This window comes from Herbiconiux ginsengi, assembly GCF_900107435.1.
In the GTDB taxonomy this organism is placed as follows: Bacteria; Actinomycetota; Actinomycetes; order Actinomycetales; family Microbacteriaceae; genus Herbiconiux; species Herbiconiux ginsengi.
The window spans coordinates 516,658-541,408 of the sequence record NZ_FNPZ01000003.1; the positions used below are offsets into that span (position 1 = coordinate 516,658).

At 68.5% G+C, this 24,751-nt stretch carries 27 protein-coding genes; 8 read left to right on the forward strand and 19 right to left on the reverse strand.

The genetic code is table 11. The features are described from left to right. Positions 1-73: 73 nt before the first annotated feature. The 10 genes from BLW00_RS15170 to BLW00_RS15210 all read right to left on the reverse strand — a co-directional run bounded on the left by BLW00_RS15170 (position 74) and on the right by BLW00_RS15210 (position 9,219). Complete coding sequence (locus tag BLW00_RS15170; RefSeq protein WP_092555612.1) at positions 74-1,678, reverse strand: MDR family MFS transporter; 1,605 nt, start codon at positions 1,676-1,678, stop codon at positions 74-76. A gap of 97 nt (positions 1,679-1,775) precedes the next feature. After that, positions 1,776-2,420: a TetR/AcrR family transcriptional regulator gene (locus BLW00_RS15175; RefSeq protein ID WP_092555614.1), complete on the reverse strand. Its 645-nt coding sequence runs from the start codon at positions 2,418-2,420 to the stop codon at positions 1,776-1,778. 60 nt (positions 2,421-2,480) lie between these two features. After that, entirely contained in the window at positions 2,481-4,040 is a 1,560-nt protein-coding gene (locus BLW00_RS15180) for a Na+/H+ antiporter (RefSeq protein ID WP_092555616.1), read from the reverse strand. 129 nt (positions 4,041-4,169) lie between these two features. Then, the gene (locus BLW00_RS15185) at positions 4,170-5,588 is read right to left on the reverse strand and encodes an HNH endonuclease signature motif containing protein (RefSeq protein ID WP_092555618.1); all 1,419 of its coding nucleotides are present in this window, start codon (positions 5,586-5,588) and stop codon (positions 4,170-4,172) included. A gap of 66 nt (positions 5,589-5,654) precedes the next feature. Then, entirely contained in the window at positions 5,655-5,786 is a 132-nt protein-coding gene (locus tag BLW00_RS24270; protein WP_281242415.1) for a hypothetical protein, read from the reverse strand. 324 nt (positions 5,787-6,110) lie between these two features. After that, on the reverse strand, positions 6,111-6,416 hold the full coding sequence (locus BLW00_RS15190; protein ID WP_092555620.1) for a metal-sensitive transcriptional regulator: 306 nt from the start codon (positions 6,414-6,416) through the stop codon (positions 6,111-6,113). Between the two features lie 7 nt (positions 6,417-6,423). Further along, the gene (locus BLW00_RS15195) at positions 6,424-6,774 is read right to left on the reverse strand and encodes a rhodanese-like domain-containing protein (RefSeq protein ID WP_092556164.1); all 351 of its coding nucleotides are present in this window, start codon (positions 6,772-6,774) and stop codon (positions 6,424-6,426) included. 2 nt (positions 6,775-6,776) lie between these two features. Continuing rightward, positions 6,777-7,076 (reverse strand): rhodanese-like domain-containing protein, encoded by a 300-nt coding sequence (locus BLW00_RS15200; RefSeq protein ID WP_092555622.1) that lies wholly within the window; start codon positions 7,074-7,076, stop codon positions 6,777-6,779. After that, a complete protein-coding gene (locus BLW00_RS15205) occupies positions 7,073-8,731 on the reverse strand; it encodes an FAD-dependent oxidoreductase (protein ID WP_092555624.1) in 1,659 nt (552 codons plus the stop codon). Before BLW00_RS15205 ends, BLW00_RS15200 begins: the two co-directional genes overlap by 4 nt. 68 nt (positions 8,732-8,799) lie before the next feature. Beyond that, complete coding sequence (locus tag BLW00_RS15210; RefSeq protein WP_092555626.1) at positions 8,800-9,219, reverse strand: Lrp/AsnC family transcriptional regulator; 420 nt, start codon at positions 9,217-9,219, stop codon at positions 8,800-8,802. Between the two features lie 69 nt (positions 9,220-9,288). Between BLW00_RS15210 and BLW00_RS15215 the strand changes: the two genes are divergently transcribed. Beyond that, complete coding sequence (locus BLW00_RS15215) at positions 9,289-9,912, forward strand: LysE family transporter (RefSeq protein WP_175494304.1); 624 nt, start codon at positions 9,289-9,291, stop codon at positions 9,910-9,912. Positions 9,913-10,020: 108 nt separating this feature from the next. Here the strand turns inward: BLW00_RS15215 and BLW00_RS15220 are convergent, their stop codons facing one another. The 3 genes from BLW00_RS15220 to BLW00_RS15230 form a co-directional block, all read right to left on the reverse strand. Beyond that, positions 10,021-10,458 (reverse strand): VOC family protein, encoded by a 438-nt coding sequence (locus BLW00_RS15220; RefSeq protein ID WP_092556166.1) that lies wholly within the window; start codon positions 10,456-10,458, stop codon positions 10,021-10,023. A gap of 93 nt (positions 10,459-10,551) precedes the next feature. After that, entirely contained in the window at positions 10,552-11,088 is a 537-nt protein-coding gene (locus BLW00_RS15225; protein ID WP_092555630.1) for a putative immunity protein, read from the reverse strand. Positions 11,089-11,100: 12 nt separating this feature from the next. Beyond that, complete coding sequence (locus tag BLW00_RS15230; protein WP_092555632.1) at positions 11,101-11,676, reverse strand: GrpB family protein; 576 nt, start codon at positions 11,674-11,676, stop codon at positions 11,101-11,103. A 131-nt stretch (positions 11,677-11,807) separates the two neighbouring features. On the opposite strand from BLW00_RS15230, the gene dinB reads away from it, so the two are divergent. Then, positions 11,808-13,004, forward strand: coding sequence for a DNA polymerase IV (gene dinB / locus BLW00_RS15235; protein ID WP_092555634.1), 1,197 nt, complete (start codon positions 11,808-11,810; stop codon positions 13,002-13,004). 239 nt (positions 13,005-13,243) lie between these two features. On the opposite strand, the gene BLW00_RS15240 is transcribed toward dinB, so the two are convergent. After that, entirely contained in the window at positions 13,244-13,942 is a 699-nt protein-coding gene (locus tag BLW00_RS15240; protein WP_092555636.1) for an alpha/beta hydrolase, read from the reverse strand. A 73-nt stretch (positions 13,943-14,015) separates the two neighbouring features. Between BLW00_RS15240 and BLW00_RS23505 the strand changes: the two genes are divergently transcribed. Further along, on the forward strand, positions 14,016-14,384 hold the full coding sequence (locus tag BLW00_RS23505; protein ID WP_175494305.1) for a nuclear transport factor 2 family protein: 369 nt from the start codon (positions 14,016-14,018) through the stop codon (positions 14,382-14,384). Here the strand turns inward: BLW00_RS23505 and BLW00_RS15250 are convergent. Further along, the gene (locus BLW00_RS15250; protein WP_175494306.1) at positions 14,345-15,079 is read right to left on the reverse strand and encodes a GNAT family N-acetyltransferase; all 735 of its coding nucleotides are present in this window, start codon (positions 15,077-15,079) and stop codon (positions 14,345-14,347) included. The genes BLW00_RS23505 and BLW00_RS15250 overlap by 40 nt on opposite strands. A 12-nt stretch (positions 15,080-15,091) precedes the next feature. Then, a complete protein-coding gene (locus tag BLW00_RS15255) occupies positions 15,092-16,282 on the reverse strand; it encodes an epoxide hydrolase family protein (RefSeq protein ID WP_092555638.1) in 1,191 nt (396 codons plus the stop codon). Positions 16,283-16,418: 136 nt separating this feature from the next. Between BLW00_RS15255 and BLW00_RS15260 the strand changes: the two genes are divergently transcribed. Continuing rightward, positions 16,419-17,018, forward strand: a complete 600-nt coding sequence (locus tag BLW00_RS15260; RefSeq protein ID WP_092555640.1) for a TetR/AcrR family transcriptional regulator — start codon at positions 16,419-16,421, stop codon at positions 17,016-17,018. Positions 17,019-17,061: 43 nt separating this feature from the next. On the opposite strand, the gene BLW00_RS15265 is transcribed toward BLW00_RS15260, so the two are convergent. Further along, on the reverse strand, positions 17,062-17,394 hold the full coding sequence (locus BLW00_RS15265; protein ID WP_092555642.1) for a metalloregulator ArsR/SmtB family transcription factor: 333 nt from the start codon (positions 17,392-17,394) through the stop codon (positions 17,062-17,064). A gap of 67 nt (positions 17,395-17,461) precedes the next feature. Between BLW00_RS15265 and BLW00_RS15270 the strand changes: the two genes are divergently transcribed. Both BLW00_RS15270 and BLW00_RS15275 read left to right on the forward strand, forming a co-directional pair. Then, complete coding sequence (locus BLW00_RS15270; protein WP_092555644.1) at positions 17,462-18,400, forward strand: NAD(P)H-binding protein; 939 nt, start codon at positions 17,462-17,464, stop codon at positions 18,398-18,400. A gap of 10 nt (positions 18,401-18,410) precedes the next feature. Further along, complete coding sequence (locus BLW00_RS15275; protein WP_175494307.1) at positions 18,411-18,833, forward strand: class I SAM-dependent methyltransferase; 423 nt, start codon at positions 18,411-18,413, stop codon at positions 18,831-18,833. Positions 18,834-18,884: 51 nt separating this feature from the next. Here BLW00_RS15275 and BLW00_RS15280 read toward each other — a convergent pair whose 3' ends face one another. Both BLW00_RS15280 and BLW00_RS15285 read right to left on the reverse strand, forming a co-directional pair. Then, complete coding sequence (locus BLW00_RS15280; protein WP_092555648.1) at positions 18,885-19,430, reverse strand: AAA family ATPase; 546 nt, start codon at positions 19,428-19,430, stop codon at positions 18,885-18,887. Between the two features lie 220 nt (positions 19,431-19,650). Then, positions 19,651-20,205 carry a GNAT family N-acetyltransferase gene (locus BLW00_RS15285; RefSeq protein WP_175494308.1) on the reverse strand — a complete coding sequence of 185 codons (555 nt, stop codon included), beginning with the start codon at positions 20,203-20,205 and terminating at the stop codon, positions 19,651-19,653. Between the two features lie 128 nt (positions 20,206-20,333). Between BLW00_RS15285 and BLW00_RS15290 the strand changes: the two genes are divergently transcribed. Beyond that, complete coding sequence (locus BLW00_RS15290; protein ID WP_092555652.1) at positions 20,334-21,755, forward strand: 3' terminal RNA ribose 2'-O-methyltransferase Hen1; 1,422 nt, start codon at positions 20,334-20,336, stop codon at positions 21,753-21,755. Further along, entirely contained in the window at positions 21,752-24,307 is a 2,556-nt protein-coding gene (locus BLW00_RS15295; RefSeq protein WP_092555654.1) for a polynucleotide kinase-phosphatase, read from the forward strand. The genes BLW00_RS15290 and BLW00_RS15295 overlap by 4 nt, the downstream gene beginning before the upstream one ends. Positions 24,308-24,751 lie beyond the last annotated feature (444 nt).

The window sequence follows — 24,751 nt, forward strand, 5'->3', positions numbered from 1 at the left end:
TCGGCCGTATTCGGCCTCGGTTCGCTTCTCCTCCTCCCGAAACGCGGCCTCGGCGCTGATCGGCACCGAGTGCTCAGGCCTCGGACTGCACCACCGTCGTCGCCAGGGGGATCTCCTTGACGAAGCAGAGCAGCAGTGCCGCGGCGAGCATCAGCGGCACCAGGTACAGGTACACCGGGCTGAGCGCGTTGGAGTAGGCATCGACGATCATCGCGTGCAGCTCCGGCGGCAGCGCGTTGATCGCGGCGGGTGTCAGCGAGTTGGTGTCGCTCGGCACCGCGCCGGCCGCCCCGCCCGCGGCTGCAGCGGATGACGCCAGCTGGTCGGTGAGCCGTGCCACGAACAGCGAGCCGACGATCGCCGATCCGAGCGACGCCCCGATCTCGCGGAAGAAGTTGTTGCCCGCGGTCGCCGTGCCCACCATCGAGTGCGGCACCGAGTTCTGCACGATCAGCACGAGCACCTGCATCGCGAGTCCGATGCCGAGCCCGAGGATGGCGAGATACGAGAGGATCAGCCAGAGCGGCGTGTCGGCCCGCATGGTGGAGAAGAGCACCAGGGCGGCCGCGATGATCAGCGAGCCGACGATGGGCATCCACTTGTAGCGGCCGGTCTTCGTCACGAGGAATCCGCCGCCGATCGCGGTGATCAGGAGGCCGCCGAGCATCGGCAGCAGCATGAAGCCCGACTGGGTGGCGTTGACGCTGTTCACGATCTGCAAGAACGTCGGCATGTAGCCGATGGCGCCGAACATCGAGATGCCGATGGCCAGACCGCCGAGGGTGGTGAGGGTGAAGTTGCGGTTCTTGAACAGCGACATCGGGATGACGGGCTCGCTCGAGCGGCGCTCGATCAGCACGAAGGCGACGGCCGAGACGATGGTGAGGATGATCAGGCCGATGATGACGGGGGAGTCCCAGTCGTATTCGGTGCCGCCCCACGACGCGGTGAGCACCAGTCCGGCCGCGGCGAGGGCGAGGGTGACCATGCCGGCCACGTCGATGCGCGGTTTCGATCCCACGCCCACCGGTGGCAGTTTGATGAAGGCGACGGCGGCGAGGATGGCGGCGATGCCGAGCGGCACGTTGATCCAGAACGCGAGGCGCCAGCTGAGCACGTCGGTGAAGAGCCCGCCGAGCAGCGGCCCGGCCACCGAGGAGAGGCCGAAGACGACGCCGATGAAGCCCATGTACTTGCCGCGATCGCGGGCCGGGATGACGTCGGCGATGATGGCCTGCGAGAGGATCATCAGCCCGCCGCCGCCGAGCCCCTGGATGGCGCGGCCGGCGATCAGCCACTCCATCGAGTTGGCGAATCCGCCGACGATCGAGCCGAACACGAAGATCGAGAGGGCGATGACGAAGAGCGACTTGCGCCCCATCAGGTCGCCGAGCTTGCCGTAGACGGGCATCACGACGGTGGAGGCGAGGATGTAGGCCGTGGCCACCCAGAGCATGTGGTTCACGCCGTCGAGATCGCCGACGATGGTGGGCAGGGCCGTGCCGAGGATGGTCTGGTCGAGCGCCGAGAGCAGCATCGCCACCATGAGCGCGGCGAAGATGAGGCCGATCCGCTTCTGGGAGAGCTGCGGGGGCCCGTCGGTGGTGGGTGCGGCGGCGGACGAGCCGGCTGCGGGTTCGTCGCGGTCGGCGACCTCGTTCAGTTCAGGGCTGGACATAGTTCTTCCTCGGAATGGTGTCGGACGGTGACGTGGGCGGGGCGGGTGATGTGGGCGAAAGCGGGTGACGCGGGGTGCGGTGGGTGGCGCGGGCGGTTCAGCAGAGGTCGGCCGCGAGGCCGAGCAGGTGGAGGCGGGCGGATTCGATGTGCTCGGCGATGGGACGGCGCACGCCGGTCTCGTGCGTCCAGGTCTGCAGCCCGAGCCGCAGCACCGCGCCTGCGAACATCACGATGGCCCACGCCCGATCGGCCCGCTCACGCGCGGGCACGCGGCCCTCCTCCCGCAGCAACCGCTGAGCCTGCTGCGCCAGATCTTCTTCGATCGCCCCGAGCCGCTGGAAGTCCTTCACCAGCAGCGACGGATTCGCCAGCGCGACGGCTCGCCGCTGCGCCTGCAGTTCGGGGGTGCCGAAGTCGATCGAGGCGATCTCGTCGCGCACCGCTGCGATCAGCGTGTCGAGCACGGGAACCCCGGGTTGGTACGCGATCGGCGGCACCACGGGCGGACCGAACGCTTTCGAGGCACCGATCACCGCATCTTCTTTGCTGGCGAAGTAGTTGAAGAAGGTGCGGCTGGTGACGTCGGCACGGTGGCTGATGGCATCGACCGTCACCTCCGAGAGACCGAACTCCGCCACGAGTTCGACGGCGGCCACCTCGATGGCGCGCGCCGTCTCACGCTTCTTGCGCTCCCGCAGCCCCAGGGTCTCGTCGACCGGATGCGGTGCCACGGATGTCATGCCCAAATACTTTCACACTGCGAAAACTTTCGCAATGAGAAAGTTTGCGCGACACGCGGGTCACTCCCGCTCGGTGTGCAGGCGCAGTTCCTCGTGGTCGAGATCGCCCTGCACACGCAGGAACACCAGGTCGTCGATGCGCCCCGACGCACGGAGCTGCTCGATGGCGTGGCGCTTGCGGCTGATCGCCGTGAGCAGCAGGGCTCGCACCGCGGCATCGGCCTCCCGGTCGGTGAGATCGCCCGCTTTCGCAAGAGTCTCGTCGATCCGCTCGCGCACGATCCGCTGCGCCTCCGGCGAGGCGCCTGCCGCAGCGGCATCGGCGTCGAGGTGGTCGAGTGCCTCGTGTGCCATGGTCGTCACGGCCAGCCGGTACTCCTCCGACGATCCGTCGTCGTGGGGCAGGTGCGCCCGCTTCAGGATCAGGGGCATGGCCGCCCCCTGGCCGACGAGCAGCAGCACGATGACGCCGAAGGTGACGGCGACGAGCAGTTGGCGGTCGGGGAAGCCCATGCCGTCGGCGATCAGCGCCGGCACCGAGAGGGCCGCGGCCAATGAGACGGCGCCGCGGAATCCGCCGCCGATGAGGATGGCGCGGATGCGGAACGGCACCCGCCGATCGCGCTGCGAGGGCCGGCGATCGAGCAGCCGGATGGCCGGAGCCATCGCGACGACCCAGAGGAATCGCACGGCGAAAATGGCGACGGTGACGGCGAGGGTCAGCAGGAGCACGCTGAGCCAGCCGTCGGTCGCGTAGGTCTCGACCACACTGTGGGCCTGGAGGCCGATCAGTACGAAGAGCGCTCCGTTGATGACGTAGCTGGCCACTCGCCAGAAGTCGAAGGAGAGCGTGCGGGCATTCGCCGACACGACTCGTGGCAGGAGGAGGCTGAGCAGGAGTCCTCCGGCCACGACGGCGACGACACCCGACCCGTGTGCCATCTCCGCCGGTAGGTAGAGCACGAACGGCGTGATGACCGAGACCGTGGCGGCGAGCGACGGTGTTCGGGCGATGCGCCGGAGCAGATAGAGGGCGTAGCCGGCGGCGAGGCCCAGCGCCACACCGATCACCACGGCCCAGACGAAGCTGAGCGAGATCTCGCCGATCGACGGATCGCGCCCGGCCACCACCGCGGCCACGGCGACGGAGTAGAGGGCGAGGGCGCTGGCGTCGTTGACGAGACTCTCGCCGCGGAGCATGGTGTCGATGCGCCTCGGCAGGCGAGGGGCCATGGCCGAGACGGCCGTGGCATCCGTCGGCGAGAGCACGGCGCCGAGCACCAGGGCCACCGGGAAGGCGAGCCCCATGAGAGTGCCGATGCCGGCCACGGCAGCGGCGGTGACGAAGACGAGGCCGATGCTGAGCAAGGAGATGACCCGCAGGTCGAACCGGAAGCCGTGCACCGAGATGTTGAGCGACTCCCAGTAGAGCAGGGCCGGCAAGAAGATGTAGAGCACGATGTCGGGCGGGAGGGCGACTTCGGGAACACCCGGCACGAAGCTGACGATGATGCCGACGGCGAGCCAGGCCCAGGGCGCCGGCACGCGGAGATAGCGGTTCGCCAGGCCACCGGCCAGCACCGTGAGGCCCAGCACGACGGCGACTTCGAGTCCCTCCATAGGCGACAGAATAGTGTCGCCGGGTGCGCGGGGCGGGAGCGATTCCGGCCCTCCGCCGCTGATGGCCCATCGCACGGCGCATCTGATGGCGCATCGCACGGCGCATCCGATGGTGCATCGCACGGCGCATCAGACGGTGCGCCGCTCGGTGTCGGGGCGTGATCCGGGCGCGCTCGTGAACCTCGACTCCGGCGCGAACGTTCGTCGTCGGGTGACGGGGATCGGAGTCTGGCTCGGGTCTCTCCACCGTGGGGGCACGATGTGCGGCACCCCGTGTCGCATGGTGAGCCGCCAGGCCGGTTTGTGGATGCGGGCATGGTGGAACCGGCAGAGCAGCACGCCGTTCTCGACATCCGTTCGCCCGGGTGGATGCGCCGGCGACCTCCACTCCTCAACGTGATGGGTCTCGCAACCGGATGGCGGCCGGTCGCAGCCCGGCCAGACGCATCCGCCGTCGCGGGCCGCGAGCGCGCGATTCTGGGCAGGACTGAACAGACGCCGGGCCTTGCCGTGATGCAGTACCTCGCCATGATGCCCGAACACGGTCACCACCTGGGGAGAATGGCACCGCAGCCGCTCGACGGTGGACATCGGCACCGGTTCATCGATTCCGTCGATCCACCCCGGGCCGCGACCACTCTCGAGGTCGGCCACGCTGACGTGCACGTTCACGGTGGTGGTCGCCCCAGCCAGGTGAGGCATCTCGGGAGCGCCGGCCGCACGGGCGATGAGCCCGGTGGCGGCATCCGCCATCTTCTGCGGCAGAGTTCTGGGGTCAGCCGTGATCGTCTCCGTGACGAACTCGTCTTCCGACCGGAACCTCGGCGTCGTGCGCGGGCTGATCATGGCCTGAAGGGCACCGAGCCAGAGCGCGCCGTCTTCGGGCGGCAGGGCCAGTCGCCCGCGGTACATCCCGTCGGTGCTGCGGTTCAGGGTGAACGAACGGGCCTCCCGCTGCGCCTCGGCACGTGGTTCGAGGCCATCCGGGTCGAGCGATTCCCGGATGCGCACGGCGAGCCGGGGCACGTCGTCCACGGTGAGCAGGGGGTTGCGGGCGGCCGCCACGAGGTGCTCTTCGGCCTCGGAGACCAGCACCGGGTCGGTGCCCCGTTTGACGAGGGCGGCGCATTCAGCGGTGATCACCGCCGCGCATTCGACGCCCACCTCGCCGCGCGACATCGCCTCGCGAACGAGCGGGAACGGATCGGGCGCGACTCCGCCTCCGAGCAACTCGGCTCCGCGCATCCGCTCGCCCAGATCGAGCCTGGCCTTGGCCTCCCGGGTCGACGTTCTCGTGACGGCAGCGAGCAGTTTGGCCGGCGTGGAGAAGTTCTGCGATCGACTCAGGCCGTCTTCACCCAGCTCGGAGCGCGACCGAGCGCCGATCTCGCCGGCCACCCTCGTCTGCACCGCCCCCACGACCCTCGCCACCTGGTCGAACGCCGCGGCGAACGCGAGCAACGCCCCGTCGTCGAGCGCGGCCGCGGAGTCGCCCCAGGCGCTGAAGCGCGCGGCGATCTCGCGGAACTCTGACGGGGTGGGTTGCATGGGAACAGTCAAACATGAGCCACTGACATTCACTCACTTTCGATCCTTGCGCCGGATCGGCTGCGCTCAGACGCGCCTGTCCCGCTCGAACAGCCAGGTATTCCACTCGCCGAACTGCTCCACGGTCATCAGCTCGGCCCGATCGAGCAGCGCGACCACCTCGCTCGTCGTTGCTCCGAGCCAGCTCTGCAGCGTCATCGGCGGCCTGCGCGGAGACGGCCGTCACGAGCCCGATGAACAGCGGATGCAGCACCCTCGACGCGGGGGCCGTGGCCTTCGCGTCGTCGTGCTCGTTCATCCGGAGCCCCCGGTCGAGCGATGAATCGACTGCACGGGCGGGCGTATGCCGCTCGGGGAATGTGGTCGCCGGCATCGTCGGTGCGCGCTGGGATGGCGCGGCAGGCCCCCGTCGGGAGCTCGGGCCCGAGACGGGAGAGCGATCCTCGACGGCGCGGCCTTCGCGAGCGCCGAGGTCGTCGACGGTTGCTACCGTTGCCGGCGCGCATCGGCGCATCCCCGGCCTCAGGCGAGGGTGAGAAACAGCTTCTCGAGCTCGTCGGGCGTCAGCGGTTCGCTGTCGGGGTCGGCGATGCAGTTGCGCATGGCGGTGGCCACGATGGTGTACCCCGCCCGGTCGAGTGCTTTGGACACGGCGGCGAGCTGGGTCACCACGTCGCGGCACTCGGCACCGGCCTCGACGGCGGTGATGACCGCCGCGAGTTGCCCCTGAGCTCGACGCAGCCTGTTCACGATCTTGCGCTGCTGTGCGGCACGGTCGGCATCGGCATCGGGCACGACCGGGATGTCGGCGCTGGACGGGGAGGTCATCGCGTCCTCATTTCTTCGAGGTGGATTTCTTCGAGGTGGGAAGCCCGGCAGCGATCCAGGCGGTGGTTCCGCCGCGCAAAGAGGAGACCGTGTGCCCGTGTTTCGCGAGGCTGCGGGCGGCGATCGCCGAGCGCGCCCCGGAGTGGCAGATCGTGACGATGGGGGCGTCGTTCGGAAGCTCGTGAGCGCGCCCCGCGATCTGCTCGAGCGGGATGTTCCGCGCAGCCGGGGCGTGGCCGTTGGCGAACTCCCGGGCCGAGCGGACGTCGATGAGGATCGCGCCGCTCGCCAGCTGACGTTCCGCCTCTTCCGGCGTGATCGTGGCGTAGGACTTGCCGAACAAGGAACGCAGTCCCATGATCATGCCCTCTCCACCGGGAGTCCGGCGGAGATCCAGGCACCGGTGCCTCCCTCGACATTGATCGCGTCGATGCCCTGGCCGGTGAGGAAGTCGGTCGCGCGAGCGCTGCGGCCCCCGGACTGGCAGATCACGAAGACGGTGGAGTGCCGGGGAACGGCGTCCAATCGATCGGCGAGCTGTGAGAGCGGGATGTTCACCCCGCCGGGAACGTGCCCGCCGGCATACTCGTCGGCTTCCCGCACATCGATGACGATGGGTGCGTTCTCGGTAGAGAGGGCGGTGACGGTGGTCGAATTCATACGAGTGCTTCTTTCATCGTGGGCTGATGGGTGGTGGTCGTTCCGGCGAGCCAGGTGAGATACCCGCCGTCGAGGTTGGTGACGTCGCGTCCGGCCTGCGACAGGATGCGGGTCGCTGTGCTCCCGCGTTGCCCGACCTGGCAGTGCACGATCACCCGCCCGGCCGGAATCCCGTCCATCCGGTGACGGATCTCGTCGAGCGGAACGTTGAGGGCGCCGGGGATGTGACCACTGTCGTACTCGGCCGGAGTGCGCACATCGACGACGGAGGCGCCCGCAGCGATGTGCCCGGCGAGCTCGTGCCACTGCACCGTGCGAACCAGCGCTCGCGCGGTGTTCTCGGCGACGTATCCGGCGATGTTCACCGGATCTTTCGCCGACCCGTACTGCGGCGCGTACGCGAGCTCGAGGTTCTTCAGGCCCGAGGCGGTGATGCCCGCGCTCATCGCGACGGCGAGCACGTCGATGCGCTTGTCGACCCCGTCCCGCCCCACGACCTGCGCCCCGAGCAGGAGATCGGTGTCGGGATCGATCAGCAGCTTCATCGCGAGGGCCGATCCGCCGGGGTAGAAGCTCGCATGCGATGACGGATGCACGTGCACGATCCGATGCGGTCGTCGTGCTGCACGGAGGCGGGTCTCGTTCCAGCCGACCGCGGCGGCGGTGACGCCGAACACCCCGATGATCGACGTGCCGAGCGCGGGAGCCGTCGGTTCGCCGATCCCGGCGATGGCGTCGGCCACGGCGCGGCCGTCCCGGTTCGCCAGGCCGGCCAACGCGATCAGCGTCGGCGCGCCGGTCACGTGATCGGTCTTCTCGGCCACGTCGCCGATGGCGTAGATGTGGGGGTCGCTGGAGCGATGCAGTCCGTCGACCCGGATGCCGCCGCCGGCGCCGATGCGGAGACCCGCCGCTTCGGCGAGAGCGCTTGCCGGAGTGATCCCGGTGGCGTCGATGACGAGGTCGGCGGCGATCGAGGCGCCGTCGTCGAATGTCACCTGGGTTCGATCGACGCGGTGCACGGTCGTGGAGGTCAGTACCGTGATGCCGTGTTCGACCAGCTCGTGATGCACCGCGGTCACCATCTCCGGGTCGAGCGCCGGGAAGATCTGCGGGCCGCGCTGAACGAGAGTGGTGTCGAGGCCGCGTCGCCGGACGTTCTCCGCGGCTTCGAGCCCGATGTAACCGGCCCCCACGATCACGACCGACCGGACGTCGGGCCGGTCGAGACGTTCGGCGATGGCGTCCATGTCGTCGATGGTGCGGAGCGCGAAGGTGTGATCCGAGACCAGCGTCGGAGGCAGGTCGGCGGTGGCGCCGGTCGCGATGATCAGCTCGTCGTATCCGAGCGTGTCGACCTGGCCGGTTCCTGCGATGTCGACCGTGACCGTCGCCGCGCGGGGATCGATCGAGGTCACCCGGTGACCGACGCGCACGTCGATCTCGAACCGGAGCGCGAACCACTCGGGCGACCGCGGGAGGACCGCCGCTCGGTCGTCGATGACGCCGCCGAGCCGGTAGGGGAGCCCGCAGTTCGAGAACGACACGTACGGACCCGCCTCGAGCACGATGATCTCCGCGCTCTCGTCGAGCCGCCGGAGGCGGGTGGCCGCTGCCATCCCGCCCGCCACGCCGCCGATGATGATGATCTTCATGACGATCAATATACCCCCGGGGGTATTGGAATCCGCTGAGAGGAACGGGGCTCACCGCATCCGGACGTTCAGCGGAGGGCGAGCCTGGTCTGCGTGTGGGTCGCGCCGCCGTCGCGCTTGAGCCGCCGCAGCAATCTGTCGAGCGCCCCGGTGTCGGCGACGCGGATCTGCACGAGATAGTCGTAGGAGCCGGTGACGTGCACGGCATCCCTGATCTCCGGCACCCGCCGGGCCCAGTCGAGGAAAGCCGCCGAGTCGAGAGCGGGGTCGAGGCGCACGTCGATGAACGCCTCGAGTCCGTCGGCGGCATCCGTCGTCTCGGCGTCGAGCACCACCCGGTAGCCGAGGATGACGCCGGCCTTCTCGAGGCGGCGCACACGAGCCGCGACCGCGTTCGTGCTCAAGCCGACACGGCGTCCGATTCCGCTGAACGATGCGCGACCGTCTTCGCGGAGAACATCGATGATCTTGTCGTCGGTCGCATCCATACGACACATCTTCTCAAGTGACTGCCCGAACACACAGTGCCGGGTGGGCGGATGTCTCAGAGTCGATCCATGGACTGGCTGCTCCCCTTCGCCTCTGGACTCGTCGCCGGCCTCGCTCTCGCGGCCCCGCTGGGCGCGATCGGCGTGCTGCTGATCCAGGAGGGCATCGCGCGCGGTCTGCGTCACGGACTCCCCGCGGCGGGCGCGGTGGCGGCCGTGGACACGGCGTACTGCGCCATCGCCGTGATCGCGGGCGTGCTCGTCGGCCCGATCGTGCGAGCCTGGGAGCCGTGGCCGCAGATCGTCGGCGGAGCGGCGCTCGTCGTGCTGGGTGGATATGGTCTGATCGCGAGCAGGAGGTCGAGGTCCGATCCCGGCGCGGAGATCGCGACGTCATCGAACTCCGTCCGTCACTTCGGCCTCTTTCTCGCCCTGACCGCGATCAACCCGGCGACGCTGGTCTACTTCGCCGCGCTCCTACCGGGGCTGGAGCAGATCGCCACGTCGGCGCCGGCCAAGGTGGCCTTCGTCGCGGGCGTCGGTCTCGCATCCTTCGGCTGGCAAGCCCTGCTCATCGCGCTCGGGGCGGGCCTGCGGCGCAAGGCGACGCCCTCGTTCCGGAGGGTGTCGGCGGTGATCGGGAACGGCGTGGTCGCCCTGCTGGGCGTGCTGCTGATCGTTCGGGCCCTGTGACCCGAGTGTCAGCAGGATGCCGCCGCCCCGCGGGACGATGGCCTCGCTGCGGAGGGGGCCAGGTGGAACATCGGCACGCCCGGGCAGTTCGCGCCGCCGAGCCCGACTTCAGTTCTGCTTCAGCGCTTGCGCCAACATCACGAGGATGCCGCTCGGCCCGCGGAGGTAGGTGAGCTTGTAGATGTCGTGATAGGTCGCCACCCCGCGAAGGGGATGGTAGCCGTGCCGGGCGGCGATCTCGAGCGACGCGTCGATGTCGTCGACCGAGAAGGCGACGCGGTGCATCCCGATCTCGTTGGGGAGGGTGGGCGTCGTCTCGATCGCGTCGGGATGGATGTATTCGAACAGCTCGATCTGGCCCTGGCCGTCCGGGGTCTGCAGCACCGCGATCTCGGCGTGATTGCCGTCGAGGCCCACGGCGGTGTCGGCCCACTCGCCGCTGACCGTGTCGCGCCCCAGCACCGTGAGGCCGAGATCGGTGAAGAACGCGATGGTCTCCTCGAGGTCGCGCACCGCGATCCCGACGTTCTCCAGTCTGATTGCCATGCCCAGCATGGTACTCACGCACTCCGTGGCGACGAGCAGTGGGGCTTCCCGCCCGCCTCGGACTCTCTGAACGCCCGCTGGGGGCGCACCGGCTCAGGAGCGCCGCATCAGGGCGGCTTGGAGGGCACGGATGTTCGCCCCGAGTGCACCCGACGCGAGGAGTCCCTCGCCGAGCGGGCCCGAGGAGTCGTCCCCGAGCAGCGGAAGGCGCCGGAGCGCGTCGCTCGCCGGATCGCTCAGGTGCTCGATCTGCCATGCGATCTCGGCCGGCCCGCGCCCGCCGTCGGGACCGGCCGCGGCTGCCGCCTTCGCGGCGTAGGCGGCGGCGCCGAGGGCGTGGGCTCCCATGTGGGCGACTCCCGAGGCTTGGGCCGCAGCCCAGGCGGCGGCTTTGGCCGCGGGGGAGGTCACGGAATGGGCGGCGCGCCCCGCCACGAAACGTCGGCGGATCTCGCCGGCGGCATCCAGCTCGCCCCGGGCGAATGCTCGTGCTCGCTCGATCGCATCGCGTGGCCGGCCATCGGCAGGAGCCTCCGCTTCGAACAGGGGGAGGACTCTCTCGGCGCAGTCGGCCGCCCAGGCGGCGACCAGCCGGCGATCATCGAGGCTCAGCGACTGCGAAGAGGGCACGCCGACACCCTCTCACATCGAGGCAGGCGGGCGAGCGGCTCTGGCTCGCGCCTTGATCGCGACGATCACCTCGGTCTTGGCGTCGGCGTAGTCGTTCATGTCGTCCCACCGCGTGGCCAGCAGATCCCGCTTGGTGCTCTCGTAGAGAGCGCGGTCGTCGGCGTCGGAGCGCAGCCGGTCGCGCAAGAGGATGTACTCCTGCACCGCAGGATCACCGCGCCCGTAGACGTGGACATGAACGTCGCGGGCCGGCGTGCGCACGAGGCGATGCCCGGGCTCCCGCACCCGCAGCTCGTATCCGGCTGCGAGAAGCGCATCGAGGTAGTCCTCTTCGGCGGTGATGTCGTCGACCGCCACCACGATGTCGACGATCGGCTTCGCCGCCAGCCCGGGAACCGAGGTGGAGCCGATGTGCTCGATCGCGACATCCGCTCCGGTGAGGGCGTTCCGGATGCGCTCCCGATGTTCCCGATACGTGCCCGCCCACCGCTCGTGGTCGTCACGCAGCCCGACCTCGAGCCTCTCGGGGCCACCGATGAGTTCGACGGTCGTGACATCCGCTCGACGCGGCTGACGGTGCATACCCATGCCACCCATCCTTCCACCGCTGCACGTCGACCCTCGACGGGGACGCCCGGCGAGGGTCGCCCACGGAGGGGGATGCTCGATGTCGCCGGTGCGTGCGACGATCGCCGTGACGGATGAGCGCGGGAGGCAGGATGCGAGGCGAGGCGACCGTGCTGCACGCCGATCTCGACGCGTTCTACGCCTCGGTCGAGCAGCGCGACGCCCCGGCGCTGCGGGGGCGGCCCGTCATCGTCGGCGGCGGTGTGGTGCTGGCGGCGAGCTACGAGGCGAAGGCGCGCGGGGTGCGTACGGCCATGGGCGGGCGGCAGGCGCGCGACCTGTGCCCCGATGCTGTGGTCGTGCCGCCGCGGATGGACGCCTACTCCGCGGCCAGCAAGGACGTGTTCGCGATCTTCCGCGACACGACACCGCTGGTGGAGGGGCTCTCCATCGACGAAGCGTTCTTGGAGGTAGGCGGTCTCCGGCGCCTCGCCGGCACCCCCGAGCAGGTCGCGGTGCGGTTGCGTGAGCGGGTTCGCACGGAGGTCGGGCTGGCGATCTCGGTCGGGGTCGCGCGCACCAAGTTCCTGGCGAAGGTCGCCAGTGCGGTGAGCAAGCCCGACGGACTGCTCGTCGTCGAACCAGAGAGGGAGCAGGCCTTCCTCCTCCCTCTCCCGGTGGAGCGCCTGTGGGGGGTCGGTGCCGTGACGGCCGAGAAGCTGCACCGGCTCGGCATCAGCACCGTCGGGCAGCTGGCCGAGCTCGAAGCCGCGACCGCCGGGCGGCTGCTGGGCAAGGCGACGGGAGCGCACCTGCACGCGCTGGCGCGGCTGCGCGATCCGCGCCCCGTCGACACCACGCGGCGCCGCGGGTCGATCGGGTCGCAGCGTGCGCTCGGCAGCCGGCCGCGCGCGGCCGGGGAGCTCGACGTCATCCTCACGCAGATCGTCGACCGGCTCGCCCGGCGCCTGCGCGACGGCGACCGGGTGTGCCGCACGGTGGTGCTGCGGCTCCGCTGGGGCGATTTCGCGAAAGCGACCCGGTCGCGCACCGTGGGTGTTCCCACCGACCGCACGTCAGTGCTGCTCGCGGTGGCGCGCGAGCTTCTCGCCTCTGCGCAGCCGGAGATCGCGGAGAGGGGCATCACCCTCATCGGCGTCTCGCTCTCGCAGCTGTCGCGCGCCGACAGCATCCAGCCCGAGCTGCCCATCGACTGGAACGACCGAGGGCGCCTCGACGCGGTGCTCGACGCGGTGCACGATCGCTTCGGCGCCACGTCGGTCGCGCGGGCCGCGCAGCTCGGCCGCGACCCGGGATGGTCGACGCCGCTGCTGCCCGAACACGAGTGACGCATCACACCCTAGGCGTGCCAGCGGGTGAAGTCGGCAGCGGTGGTGGAGTCGACAGGTGCCGGCCCGATGCGGGTCGTGTCGGCGGGGCGGGCGGGGTCGTCGAGAACGCTGGCGGGGTCGCCGGTGGCGGGGAGTTCGCGGCGTGACCACTGGCGAGACGGCGAACACCGTGGCCGAGGCCACTCTCGCCCAGGTGCGCGAGGCGACGGGAACGATCTATGAGCGGAGCCGGAGGATCAGGCGGCGACCAGGTCCAGCCATGCCGCGACTGCGGCGCGTGCCGCTGCCGGCTGCTCGTGGAGCAGGAAGTGCCCCGCATGATCGATGACGGTGTGCGTGGCTGCAGGGATCGCTGCTGCCGACTCCTCCGCGGCAGCCGGAGGGATCAGGCGATCGCCGGCGCCGTGGATGATCGCGGTCGGGCAGGTGATCGTGGGCAAGATCGAACGCAGGTCGGCCCGGCCGAGCGCTGCCTGCTGTTGCCGGAGGAATGCCTCGGCGCCGACCGGGGTGGTGACGTCGCGCCAGGTCGTGAGGAGCGCTTCGTCGGACTCGTTCTCCGCGGCGACCACGCCGGGAAAGGCGGCATCGATCAGAGTCGTGAACTGCCCTGCCTCGACGAGGGCCGATTGCCGAGCACGGGCCGCCTTCTGCTCGTCGGTGTCGGGCCGCGCCGACGTGCTGACGAGTGCGAGTGCGGTCACGCGCTCGGGTGCCTGCCGCATCACTTCGAGGGCGACATATCCGCCCAAGCTGGTTCCGAGCAGGGCGAAGCTCCCGTCGTTCTCTCGCAGGATCCTCTCCGCCATGGCCGCGATGGACGTGTCGCGGCGGGTGTCTGCGACGGTGACCTGCCCTCGAGACCACAGCGTGTCGAGAACGGGGGCGTACACGAGCGCCGAGCAGAGGAGGGGAGGGACGATGACCGACTTCATGGCTTCATTGTTCCTTCGACCACTGACATCGCCCGGGCGCCGACGGGCCGAGGAATCGCGCTACGGTCGGTGCATGTGGGAATCGGATGCCTCGGAGTACGAGGCGGTGCAGACCGCCGAACTCGCCCTCCTGTCGTCGGCGGTTCGAGGCGACACGGAGCGCGTGGCATCCCTGCTCTCGGCCGATTTCGCCGAGATCGGCCGCTCGGGACGCCGTTGGACGCGTTCCGAGACGGTGGCGGCGCTGCAGAACGAGTCCCCGCGCGACGCGCCCGCGACCTCGGAGTGGATGTTCAATCGGCTCAGCCCGGAATTCGTGCTCGTCACCTATCGGGTTCACGGCGTGGATCACGACAGCAGGCATTCGTCGCTCTGGGAGATCCACGGACCGCGCATCCGGTTTCACCAGGGAACGATCATCCCCACCGATCGACCGAGCTGAGCCGTTCGGCCGGCTCGCCTGAGGATGCGCGTCGGATCACGCGAATCGGTGTCGTCGTCGCCGTTGCTGCGACCCGCCCCATCCGCCCTCACCGGCCGGCCGCGTAACCCCTCGCCGTCAGCGACGAAGGTGAGCCACTCCTCGTCCCGTTCATATCCGACGGCCCGGTTGGCCGCGATGCTCGCGGGGTTGTCCATCGAGCCGCCCGTGCGGAAGCGCACGTGCCCCTGTTCGCTCAACGCCAGCACAGACGCGGACTTCACCGCTGACCCGAGGCCTTGGCCGCGCCATCCTCGACGCACCACCGTGAAATCCGTTTCGACGACCTCGCGGCCGATGTCGACGAACGTCATGGCAACGAGATGGGCATCGTGTGCGAAGGCGCCCCACCCGCGGTGGTCTGGGGTCGGCGTCGCCCGGGCCTCCGTCAGCGCCTCATGAGCGGTCGCCACATCGCCGGGGTAGTCGTCGAGGGTTTCCCGATCCAGGGCGAGCACGGCGTCGACGTCTGCCGGCTCGAGTTCTCGGACGGTGACGAGCGGTTCGACCCCATCACGGAGAGCCGACAGCCGCGGATGGCTGGCGTCGTCGACCGTGAGTCCGGCTCCCCACGACCGAGCGATCACGACCCATCCACGGGCCTCCAATTCCGATCGAGCGCTCGAGTCGGCCTTCACCACTCTGCGTTCCTGCATCGGAAAAGTAGATCATGCCGCGGAGGATCCGGCACGGATGCCGCGTCGGTCGCGCAGGCTCCTGAGCCCCGCGCGGAGCTCCTCGACGAGGATCTCCGGCTGCTCGAGCGCGGCGAAGTGCCCGCCGTTGTCGGCCTCGCCGTAGTGGATCAGATCGCTGTAGGCGTCTTCGATCCAGGTTCGCGGCAACCGAGGGATGTCCCGGGGAAACACCGTCACAGCGACCGGCAGGGTGAGTTTCGGCCCGGCCATGGTGGCCGACCGGTTCTCCCAGTAGATTCGCGCTGATGAGGCGGCACTGTTGGTGAACCAGGCGAGGGATATCGCATCCAGGATGGCGTCGACGCTGAGGGCGTCCTCCGCCAGTCCGCGGTTGTCGGTCTTGGACTGGTACTTCTCGTAGATCCAGGCCGCTTGGCCGGCCGGCGAGTCGGCCAGCGCGAATCCGACGGTCTGCGGTTTCGTGGCCTGCAGGTGGTTCGATCCGCCGAGCGGTCCGGAGTAGAGGGCCAGGCCGTCCACGGCGTGCTGCTCGTCGGCGGTGAGCGTGTCGGGGATTCGATCCGGGAAGGCGTAGGGCGTGCTCAGGTGGATTCCGAGGAGGCCGTCGGGCCGCAGGGCGCCGAGGGCCGTGGTGACGGCCGCGCCCCAGTCGCCACCGTGCGCCGACCACGCGCGGTAGCCGAGGCGACTCATGAGCTCCACCCATGCTTCCGCGATGCGGGTGACGGTCCAGCCGGTGTCGGTCGGCTTGCCGGAGAACCCGAATCCGGGCAGCGACGGGATGACGACGTCGAACGAATCGCTGACGGCCCCGCCGTGCGCGACGGGGTCGGTGAGCGGGCCGATCAGCTTCAAGAAGTCGGCGTTCGCACCCGGCCAGCCGTGCGTCAGGAGCAGAGGCATCGCACCGGGGTTTCCCGACCTGACGTGGATGACGTGGATGTCGACCCCGTCGATCGTGGTCACGAACTGGGGGAAGGAATTCAGCTCCGACTCGAAGCGGCGCCAGTCATAGTCTCGCTGCCAGTAGGAGACGAGCGATCGGGCGTTCTCCACGCGAACGCCTTGCGACCAATCAGGAACGGTCTCCGGAACGGGCCACCGGGTTCCGGCCAACCGCTGTGTGAGGTCGTCGATCTCGGAGTCCGGGATCGTGACGCGGAAGGGACGGATTGCTGTCGGGGGAGTGGATGCGGTCATCTGGTCTCCTGATCTCGATCGAGGCGCGCAATCGAATTGCACACCGGTGTGCAATGCACACTGCTGTGCAGACTACGCAATTGCACACGCGTGTGCAATGATCGGATCGTGACGATCGAATTCCGGGGCGTGTGACGTGGTTGAGACGAGAGACCGGATCCTGGATGTCGCGATCGAGGTGCTCGGCAAGAACCCGGATGCGGGCATGGCCGACGTCGCCTCGGCTGCCGGCGTCGTCAGGCGCACCGTCTATGGATACTTCCCGTCACGATCCGGTCTCGTGCTGGCGCTCACCGAGCGCGCGGTGAGCGAGATCACCGCCGTGCTCGCCGAAAGCGCCGCCGTCGACGACGCGGGCGATGCCGCCGCCGACGAGGCGTGGGCCGACTTCATCGAGCGCCTCTGGCCGCTGGTGCACCGCTACCGCGTGCTAGTGGTTCTCCGACGAGGTGAATTCGGGAAAGACATCCACGCCCTTCTCGCACCGATCGAGAAGACGCTCGCCGAACTGGTCCAACGGGGCCAGGATGCCGGGGTCTTCGGCCGACACCTCCCCGCAGACATCCTCAGCCAGGTGGCCTGGTCGGCGGTGTTCGCCATCGCCGACGACGACCTGTCCCGCGGAGCGCGCGGAAGGCGCGACGCGCTCGGAGTCGCGGCGCCGACGATCACGAGCCTGCTCATGCTCGGAGTCCCCGAGCCGCGCGCACGTGCCTTGGCCGAGCGTCGATCCTGACTGCCGTCTTTCATCCTGCCGTACTGCTCCGGCTAGAGAACGATCACGCCTGGATTTCCGTCGGTCGGCTCGATGAGCGCTTCCTGACCTCACGCAGAACGATCTGCTCGGGGCACACGGTCGAGAGGAAGTCTCCGACCGAGAGAGCGAGCCTTTCGCCCACGAGTGAGTAGAGGATGCGGTTCGCGTCACGCCGCTCGGTGACGAGGCCGGCCTGCCGCAGCACGCTGAGATGGCGAGAGATCGTGGGGCCCGTGGCGTTGAACCGCGCCACGATCTCGCCGGCCGCCATCTCGCCGTCTTTGAGGTCTTGCAAGATCTGCCGCCTTGTCGGATGGGCGAGCGCGGAGAAGATGTCCGACGCCGAATCTGTCATGTTTGCAATCTAGCACATTAGCGATATACGGTGTAGCCAAATAGCTAATTAGCGAAGGAGTGTCGTCATGCGGATCGCAATTACCGGGGGTGCTGGGTTCGTCGGCCGTCACCTGGCCGAGAGCCTCGACGCAGAAGACACTGTCATCGTGTCGCGGCGTACGGGCGTGGAGATCGATGACGTCGACGCTCTGACGGCGGCGTTCGCCGGGTGTGACGCGGTCGCGCACTGTGCCGGCATCAATCGCGAGATCGGTGACCAGACATTCCAGCGGGTGCACGTCGAAGGAACGCGTGCGGTCGTCGAGGCCGCACAGCGAGCCGGAGTGAAGCGGATCGTGATGTTGAGCTTTCTGCGGGCGCGGCCCGACTGCGGTTCGGGCTACCACGAGACGAAGTGGGCGGCGGAAGAACTGATTCGCCGTTCGGGAATCGACCACACCATCCTCAAGGCGGGAATGATCTACGGTCCCGGCGATCACATGATCGATCACGTCACGAAGGCGGTGCGCTCGTGGCCGGTGTTCGGAACCGTCGGATTCACGGAGAAGAAGGTTCGCCCGATCCCCGTGCAGGAGGCGGTGGCGGTGCTCCGTGCGGCGCTCGCCGGACAGGTGCCGGAGTCGACGGTCGCGGTCATGGGGGCGGAAGAGCTCGAGCTCGGCGCCGCGGTCAGGCGTATCGCCCGAGTCGCCGGTCGGCGGCCCCTTTACGTGCCGCTGCCCGTGTGGGCGATCAAGGCGCTGGCGCAATTCACGGAGTGGACGATGGTCACTCCTCTCGTGGCGAAGGCGCAGGCGCGCATGCTCGCCGAGGGCGTCAATGAGCCTGCGCCCTACGCGCCAGAGCCTCCGGTCGGTATCCGGCCGTCACTGCCGTTCAGCGAAGACCTGATCAGAGCGGCACTCCCCGAGGGCCGGTTCGGCGCGGGAGATCTTCGCGTGGCGCGGTGGTGGGCGTCGGGCGCACGCGTGCGGGCCGATCGTGCGGTGGGCAGTGCTCGGTAGCGTTGACCGCGTGCAGACCAACGACTACGACAGCTTCGCCGAGGCATACGCGGCGGAGAACGAAAGCAATTTCGTCAATGCCCACTACGAACGGCCTGCGGTGCTCGCCCTGGCCGGTGAGGTGACCGGGCACAGGATCCTCGATGCCGGATGCGGCGCCGGCCCGCTCGCTGCCGCACTTCGTGAACGGGGCGCCACCGTTACGGGGCTGGACAAGAGTGCCGAGATGATCGCCCTGGCCCGGCACCGCCTCGGCGATGACGCAGACGTGCACGTGGGGGATCTCCGCGACCCGTTCGCGGCTACGGGATTCCAACTCTCGGTCATCAGCGAGCTGCAGCCCGATCCGGCGGCGCGTGAGTCGTTCCCGGATGATTTCGAGCGGCTGGCTTCCCCCATGGGATTCCTCTTTCGTCGTCGTCAAGGTCACTGACACCGCACCTGGCCGCGGTGTCGCAGAAGCCGCGTTCAGGCGCGGCCAGGGTCAGAACCCGCTCGCGAGCGCTTCGAGCTGGCGGAGCCGCTCGCTCGGGCTCCCGACGACCTCCACCACCTTCAGTCGCGAACCGACGAGATCAGGGTCATCCACCAGATCCATCAGCACGTCGTTCATCGCGCTCCTCAACTCCGGGTCTTCATCGGCGCCGACTTCGATCGCATCGGCGGAGTTGAGCGGCAACACGACGAGCAGGTCGACATGACCAAGCGCCTCCGCGGTGACGATCGCCGACCGCTCGAGGAGTTCGGGAGAGCTGGATGCGCCCGTCACCTCCTCGAGAGCCATCAAGTAGGCGAGGAAGTCGAGTGGCCCACGCTCCGCGATGACGTTTCCCGCCACCTCGTCAGAACCGAGCCGCTCGGCTGCGACACGCAGCTGCCTGGCGAACAGGGCGGCGCTCGGTTGGTCCCAGGCCTCGTCGATGAGGTCGAAGGGGTCGGGCAACACCGCGAAGTCCGGGTGGCGAAGCGCGAAATCGGAGATCAGCGTGCTCTTTCCGCTCGCGTGTGTGCCCGAGACGACGATCCGCATGTCGTGATGCTAGCGCGGACACGGGTGCTCTGAGGCATCGGCCGGCCAAGGCGAGAACGCCGTCGATGAGGGCGACTCGGCCCTCCGCAATCAGCACCGGGTTGCCTAACCGTGTCCCACCCGATGTTCCACGGCCGTCGCCGCCGGGTCACCCGACTCCATCGAGGGCGCGCAGCCGATCGCAAATCCCGTCTGAGAGTTCGTCTGAAGCCGGGTCTCGTCACACCGGCCAACCTGGTTGCGGAGTTCGATCATCATTCCGACCGAGGCGTCCTGTCCACGATGGCGTCAGTGAACCATCTCGACCGGGAATGATCCCCAATTCCTCACCCGTGAATCGGAAGCCGACCTTCTCAGCAACCCTCAACGAGGGCGTGTTGCCGACGACGCATTCCCACAGGATCTCAGCCCGATCGCTCCGCTCGAAGACGGCGTCTACCACTGCCGCGAGTGCTTCGGGCATGATGCTGCGCCCCCGATGCGGAGCACCGAGCCAGAAGCCGACCATCCCGCTGTGCGTGCGAACTCCGATGGCGCCGAGCATGTCCTGACCACGGCGTTCGCGAATCGCCCAGGTCCATTCCTCGCCGCGTAACCACCCATCCGGCACGAACGAACTGACGAAGTACTCCGCGTGCTTTCGTTCGTATGGCCACGGCGTCGTCATGAACCCTTCGAACACCGGATCAGCGCAGTACGAGGCGATGAGATCGACGTCCCTCGCAACCGGTTGGTCGAGTACCAGGCGCTCAGTGGTCAGAGAGAACGGTTCCATGGCGGGCAATCGTAGCGGTGTGATGGACGTCAACCGCGCGTGTTCGGGGTCGTTCCTACAAACGTTGGATAACTGCAGACACACAGCCATAAACTGAACGGCCACCATCCGCTGATCGAAGGATCCTCGTGCTCGTCACCGTCACCTCGACCGCGCCCACGGCATCCAATCTGAGCCACCTGCTACGCAAGCACCCCGATCGCGCACAGGAGTTCTCGCTCAGCGTCGGCACGGCGCACGTCTTCTACCCGGAGGTCTCCGACGAGCGCTGCACTGTGGCCATGCTCCTCGAGGTCGATCCCATCGGGCTGGTGCGCGACAAGAACTTCAAGGGAAGCGATGCCGCAGCTCTCGCCCGCTACGTGAACGACCGGCCCTACGCCTCGTCCTCGATGGTCGCCGTTGCGCTCGGCCAGGTCTTCCGCACGGCCATGAACGGAACGAGCGAGTCGTTTCCGGAACTCGCGGCCGCTGCGCTGCCCCTCGAGATCACCGTCGCGGCGGTGCCCGCCCGGGGCCGCGACACCGCCGGCCTGGTCACTCGCCTCTTCGAACCACTCGGCTGGGTCGTCGAGGAGACACCGATCCCTCTCGACCCCGAATTTCCGGAGTGGGGTGACTCCGTCTACGTCGACCTCGTTCTGCGCGGCGAGATCCGGCTGAGCGACGCGCTCCGTCACCTTTATGTGTTGCTGCCCGTGCTCGACGACTCCAAGCACTATTGGGTGAGCGACGACGAAGTGGGCAAGCTCCACCGAGCCGGGCAGGGCTGGCTGCCCGATCACCCCGAGCGCGAGCTCATCACGCGCCGCTACCTCGCCCATCAGCGTTCGATGGTCGATGCGGCGACGGATCTCCTGGCGGCCGATGCGCGACTGACCGAACTCGACGATATCGTCCCGGATGACGGCGCAGGGCCCGGTGCGCTGACCCGTCCGGCGCCGCTCGCCCCGCAGCGCGCGGAGGCGGTGCTCTCGGCACTTCGCGATGTGAGCGCCCACTCGGTCGCCGATGTCGGCTGCGGCGAAGGTGCCCTTCTCAAACGGCTGGTCGCGGATCCCTCCTTCACGAAGATCATCGGCTCGGATGTGTCGCCGAGCGTCCTCGCGAAGGCAGACCGTGCTCTCAATCTGCGCGAGGCGAGCGATCGCCTGCGGGAGCGAGTGCAGCTGGTTCAGTCGTCTGTGACCTATCAGGATGACCGTCTGGCCGGCCTCGATGCGATCGTGCTCATGGAAGTGATCGAACACGTCGACCCGGAGCGGCTGGCTGCACTCGAGGCCTCGGTCTTCGGCGCCGCAGCGCCCGGCGCGGTCGTCGTGACGACGCCCAACGGCGACTACAACGCGCTGTTCGAGTCGCTCGCTGCCGGCACCTTCCGGCACGCCGACCACCGCTTCGAGTGGTCACGCGCCGAGTTCGCGGCCTGGGCGGACGGGGTCGCCCTGCGCCGTGGTTACACGGTCGAATACCGCACCATCGGTGACATCGACGCGGATCTCGGCTCCCCGACTCAGCTCGCTCTGTTCCGAAAGGCCACCGACCGATGACGCGCCTGCCCCTGCCCGACATGTCCCTTGTCGTGCTCGTCGGAGCCTCGGGCTCCGGCAAGTCGACGTTCGCCGCCCAGCATTTCGGGCCATTCGAGACCCTGTCCAGCGACTTCTTCCGCGGAATGGTCTCGAATGACGAGAACGACCAGGCAGCAACCCCCGCAGCCTTCGAGGCTCTCCGATTCGTTGCGGGGAAGCGCCTCGACGCCGGTCTGCTGACGGTCATCGACGCGACCAACGTGCAGCCCGAATCCCGGCGCTCACTCGTGGCGCTCGCCCGCGAGCACGATGTGTTGCCGGTGGCTGTCGTGCTCGATGTGCCGCAGAGCGTGTGTGTCGAACGCAACGCCGCACGCGATGACCGATCGTTCGGTGCATCCGTCGTGAAGCGTCAGTACGATCAGCTCCACCGCTCCCTCAGGCACCTCGGTAAGGAGGGCTTCCGGCGTGTGCACGTGCTGTCCGGCGTCGACGAGATCGCGGCGGCGGAGTTCGTTCGCGAGCCGCTGCTCAACGACCGCCGCGCCGAGATGGGGCCGTTCGATGCCATCGGCGACGTGCACGGCTGCCGTTCCGAGCTCGAGGTGCTTCTCGGCAAGCTCGGTTACGAACTCGTCCGTGACGACGAGGAACGACCAGTCGACGCCGTTCACCCGCAGGGCCGCCGAGCGATCTTCCTGGGCGACCTCGTCGACCGGGGTCCGGATTCCCCTGGCGTGCTGCGACTCGTCATGGGCATGGTCGCGGCAGGTCATGCTCTGGCAGTACCCGGCAACCACGAGGCGAAACTCGTGCGCGCACTCGAGGGCAAGAAGGTCCAGGTGAGTCACGGCCTCGCCGAGACGCTCGCCCAGCTTTCGGATGAAACACCCGAGTTCCGCAAGCAGGTGCTGCAATTCTGCCGCGATCTGGTGTCGCACCTCGTGCTCGATGACGGCCGATTGGTCGTGGCGCATGCCGGTCTGATCGAGAAGTACCAAGGGCGGGCATCCGGGCGCGTTCGCGCATTCGCACTGTTCGGCGACACGACGGGGGAGACCGACGAGTACGGGCTGCCCATTCGTTTGCCGTGGGCCGATGATTATCGCGGAGCGGCGACCGTGCTCTACGGTCACGTCCCGACTCTCGAGGCCGAGTGGGTCAACGGCACCATGTGCCTCGACACCGGGTGTGTGTTCGGCGGCAAGCTCAGCGCTCTCCGTTACCCCGAGAAGGAAGTGGTCGACGTTCCGGCCGAGAAGGTCTGGTACGAGCCGACCAAGCCGCTGGGTAGCCGGGGCGCGAACGGCGGATCCTCTGCACGAGATGCAACGCGTGATCCCGCTCTCCTCAGGATCGACGACGTGCTCGGCAAGCAGGTCGTCGAGACCCGGGCGTTCGGCAACGTCGGTATCCGCGAAGACAACGCCGCGGGTGCGCTCGAGGTCATGAGCCGGTTCGCGACAGACCCTCGGCGGCTCGTGTATCTGCCTCCGACGATGAGCCCGCCTCAGGTGTCGAAGCGAGAGGGGATCCTCGAGCATCCGGCCGAAGCATTCGACGCCTATCGCCGCGAGGGCATTGATCACGTGATCTGCGAGGAGAAGCACATGGGCTCTCGCGCGGTCGTGCTCCTGACCCGCGACGCATCTCGATTCGGTGCGCCTGAGGGCTGGCGCGGTGCGGTCCACACCCGCACCGGACGGCCGTTCTTCGACGAAGCAACGACGGATGAATTCCTGTCGCGCCTTGACCGAGTGGCGGAGACCGCGGGGCTGTGGTCTGAGCTCGGCGCATCCTGGCTCCTGTTCGATGCGGAGTTGCTGCCCTGGTCGCTGAAAGCGGGGGCGATGATCCGCGAGCAGTACGCGGGCGTGGCGGCAGCAGCGACGTCGGCGCTTCCTGCCGCTTCGCGTGTTCTGCAGACCGCTGTCGCCCGCGGTGTCGACGTCGCCGACCTGCTCGCCCGCACCGAGCGGCGCGCGTCGAATGCCGACCGCTACCGCGACGCCTACCGGCGTTACAGCCAGCCTGTGTCGGGGCTCGATGGTGTCCAGCTCGCCCCGTTCCAGTTGCTTGCCTCCGAGGGCACCAGCCACCTGGGGAAGGATCACGCCTGGCACCTCGCAAGAGCGGACAGTCTCGCGGATGCGGACGGGGACCTCATCCGCCGCACCCGGCGCATCGAGGTGGACCTGTCGTCACCTGGGTCCGAAACCGCAGCGACGAGCTGGTGGGAGGAGCTGACCTCGGCGGGCGGCGAGGGCATGGTCGTGAAGCCGGTGGCCGGTCTCATGCGCGGAACCCGATCACTTGCGCAGCCCGGCATCAAGGTGCGTGGGCCCGAGTACCTGCGGATCATCTACGGACCCGACTACCTCGATCCAGCGAATCTGGCGCGCCTCCGCAACCGGGATGTCGGACACAAACGGTCGATGGCGCTCCGGGAGTACGCACTCGGCGTCGAGGCTGTCGAGCGATTCGTCGCCGATGAGCCGCTGTGGCGGGTGCACCAAGCCGTGTTCGGAGTGCTGGCCATGGAGTCGGAGCCGGTCGATCCGCGACTCTGACGACAACGCGCCGCCTCGCCACCCCCAATCCACCGAGCGCGCGCCGATGAGTGTGAGGAATGCGAGTCTCATCGCACTTCGCTAGCCTCGACCTACCGAGCCCAGACTCGTACCTGGGAGTCACCGACTGGGGGGCGCCTCGCAAGCACTCAACGAGGTTGATGCAGCCAATGGCATGGAACTAGTGATCAGCACGAAGCATGGCGGATAGCGACGCGCCGCCCATCCCTCACGCTGCTGTCACCTACGCGACAGGGGCGGGGCTGGTGGTGCTGTCTGCCCTAGGAATCGTCATCGGCGGGTTCGCTGCCGAACAGACGTTGGTCGTGCAATTCGCCCTGTGCCGACCAGCCCTCGAGCCGTTCGATGAACCCTTCGTGTATTCAGCCGCGATTGCTACCTTGGCCGCGGTCTTCGCAGTTGCCGGGTGGTTGGTTCGCCGCG

Coding starts and splice junctions, on each gene's coding strand:
- BLW00_RS15190 (WP_092555620.1), bottom strand. CDS start 6,416: ATGACCTCCCCGTCCAGCGCCGACATCCCGGTCGTGCCCGATGCCGAT.
- BLW00_RS15240 (WP_092555636.1), bottom strand. CDS start 13,942: ATGAAGTCGGTCATCGTCCCTCCCCTCCTCTGCTCGGCGCTCGTGTAC.
- BLW00_RS15220 (WP_092556166.1), bottom strand. CDS start 10,458: ATGGCAATCAGACTGGAGAACGTCGGGATCGCGGTGCGCGACCTCGAG.
- BLW00_RS23505 (WP_175494305.1), top strand. CDS start 14,016: ATGTGGGAATCGGATGCCTCGGAGTACGAGGCGGTGCAGACCGCCGAA.
- dinB (WP_092555634.1), top strand. CDS start 11,808: ATGCGAGGCGAGGCGACCGTGCTGCACGCCGATCTCGACGCGTTCTAC.
- BLW00_RS15205 (WP_092555624.1), bottom strand. CDS start 8,731: ATGAAGATCATCATCATCGGCGGCGTGGCGGGCGGGATGGCAGCGGCC.
- BLW00_RS15210 (WP_092555626.1), bottom strand. CDS start 9,219: ATGGATGCGACCGACGACAAGATCATCGATGTTCTCCGCGAAGACGGT.
- BLW00_RS15215 (WP_175494304.1), top strand. CDS start 9,289: ATGGACTGGCTGCTCCCCTTCGCCTCTGGACTCGTCGCCGGCCTCGCT.
- BLW00_RS15180 (WP_092555616.1), bottom strand. CDS start 4,040: ATGGAGGGACTCGAAGTCGCCGTCGTGCTGGGCCTCACGGTGCTGGCC.
- BLW00_RS15255 (WP_092555638.1), bottom strand. CDS start 16,282: ATGACCGCATCCACTCCCCCGACAGCAATCCGTCCCTTCCGCGTCACG.
- BLW00_RS15175 (WP_092555614.1), bottom strand. CDS start 2,420: ATGACATCCGTGGCACCGCATCCGGTCGACGAGACCCTGGGGCTGCGG.
- BLW00_RS15170 (WP_092555612.1), bottom strand. CDS start 1,678: ATGTCCAGCCCTGAACTGAACGAGGTCGCCGACCGCGACGAACCCGCA.
- BLW00_RS15265 (WP_092555642.1), bottom strand. CDS start 17,394: ATGACAGATTCGGCGTCGGACATCTTCTCCGCGCTCGCCCATCCGACA.
- BLW00_RS15230 (WP_092555632.1), bottom strand. CDS start 11,676: ATGGGTATGCACCGTCAGCCGCGTCGAGCGGATGTCACGACCGTCGAA.
- BLW00_RS15200 (WP_092555622.1), bottom strand. CDS start 7,076: ATGAATTCGACCACCGTCACCGCCCTCTCTACCGAGAACGCACCCATC.
- BLW00_RS15295 (WP_092555654.1), top strand. CDS start 21,752: ATGACGCGCCTGCCCCTGCCCGACATGTCCCTTGTCGTGCTCGTCGGA.
- BLW00_RS15285 (WP_175494308.1), bottom strand. CDS start 20,205: ATGGAACCGTTCTCTCTGACCACTGAGCGCCTGGTACTCGACCAACCG.
- BLW00_RS15280 (WP_092555648.1), bottom strand. CDS start 19,430: ATGCGGATCGTCGTCTCGGGCACACACGCGAGCGGAAAGAGCACGCTG.
- BLW00_RS15195 (WP_092556164.1), bottom strand. CDS start 6,774: ATGGGACTGCGTTCCTTGTTCGGCAAGTCCTACGCCACGATCACGCCG.
- BLW00_RS24270 (WP_281242415.1), bottom strand. CDS start 5,786: ATGACGCTGCAGAGCTGGCTCGGAGCAACGACGAGCGAGGTGGTCGCG.
- BLW00_RS15250 (WP_175494306.1), bottom strand. CDS start 15,079: ATGCAGGAACGCAGAGTGGTGAAGGCCGACTCGAGCGCTCGATCGGAA.
- BLW00_RS15185 (WP_092555618.1), bottom strand. CDS start 5,588: ATGCAACCCACCCCGTCAGAGTTCCGCGAGATCGCCGCGCGCTTCAGC.
- BLW00_RS15270 (WP_092555644.1), top strand. CDS start 17,462: ATGCGGATCGCAATTACCGGGGGTGCTGGGTTCGTCGGCCGTCACCTG.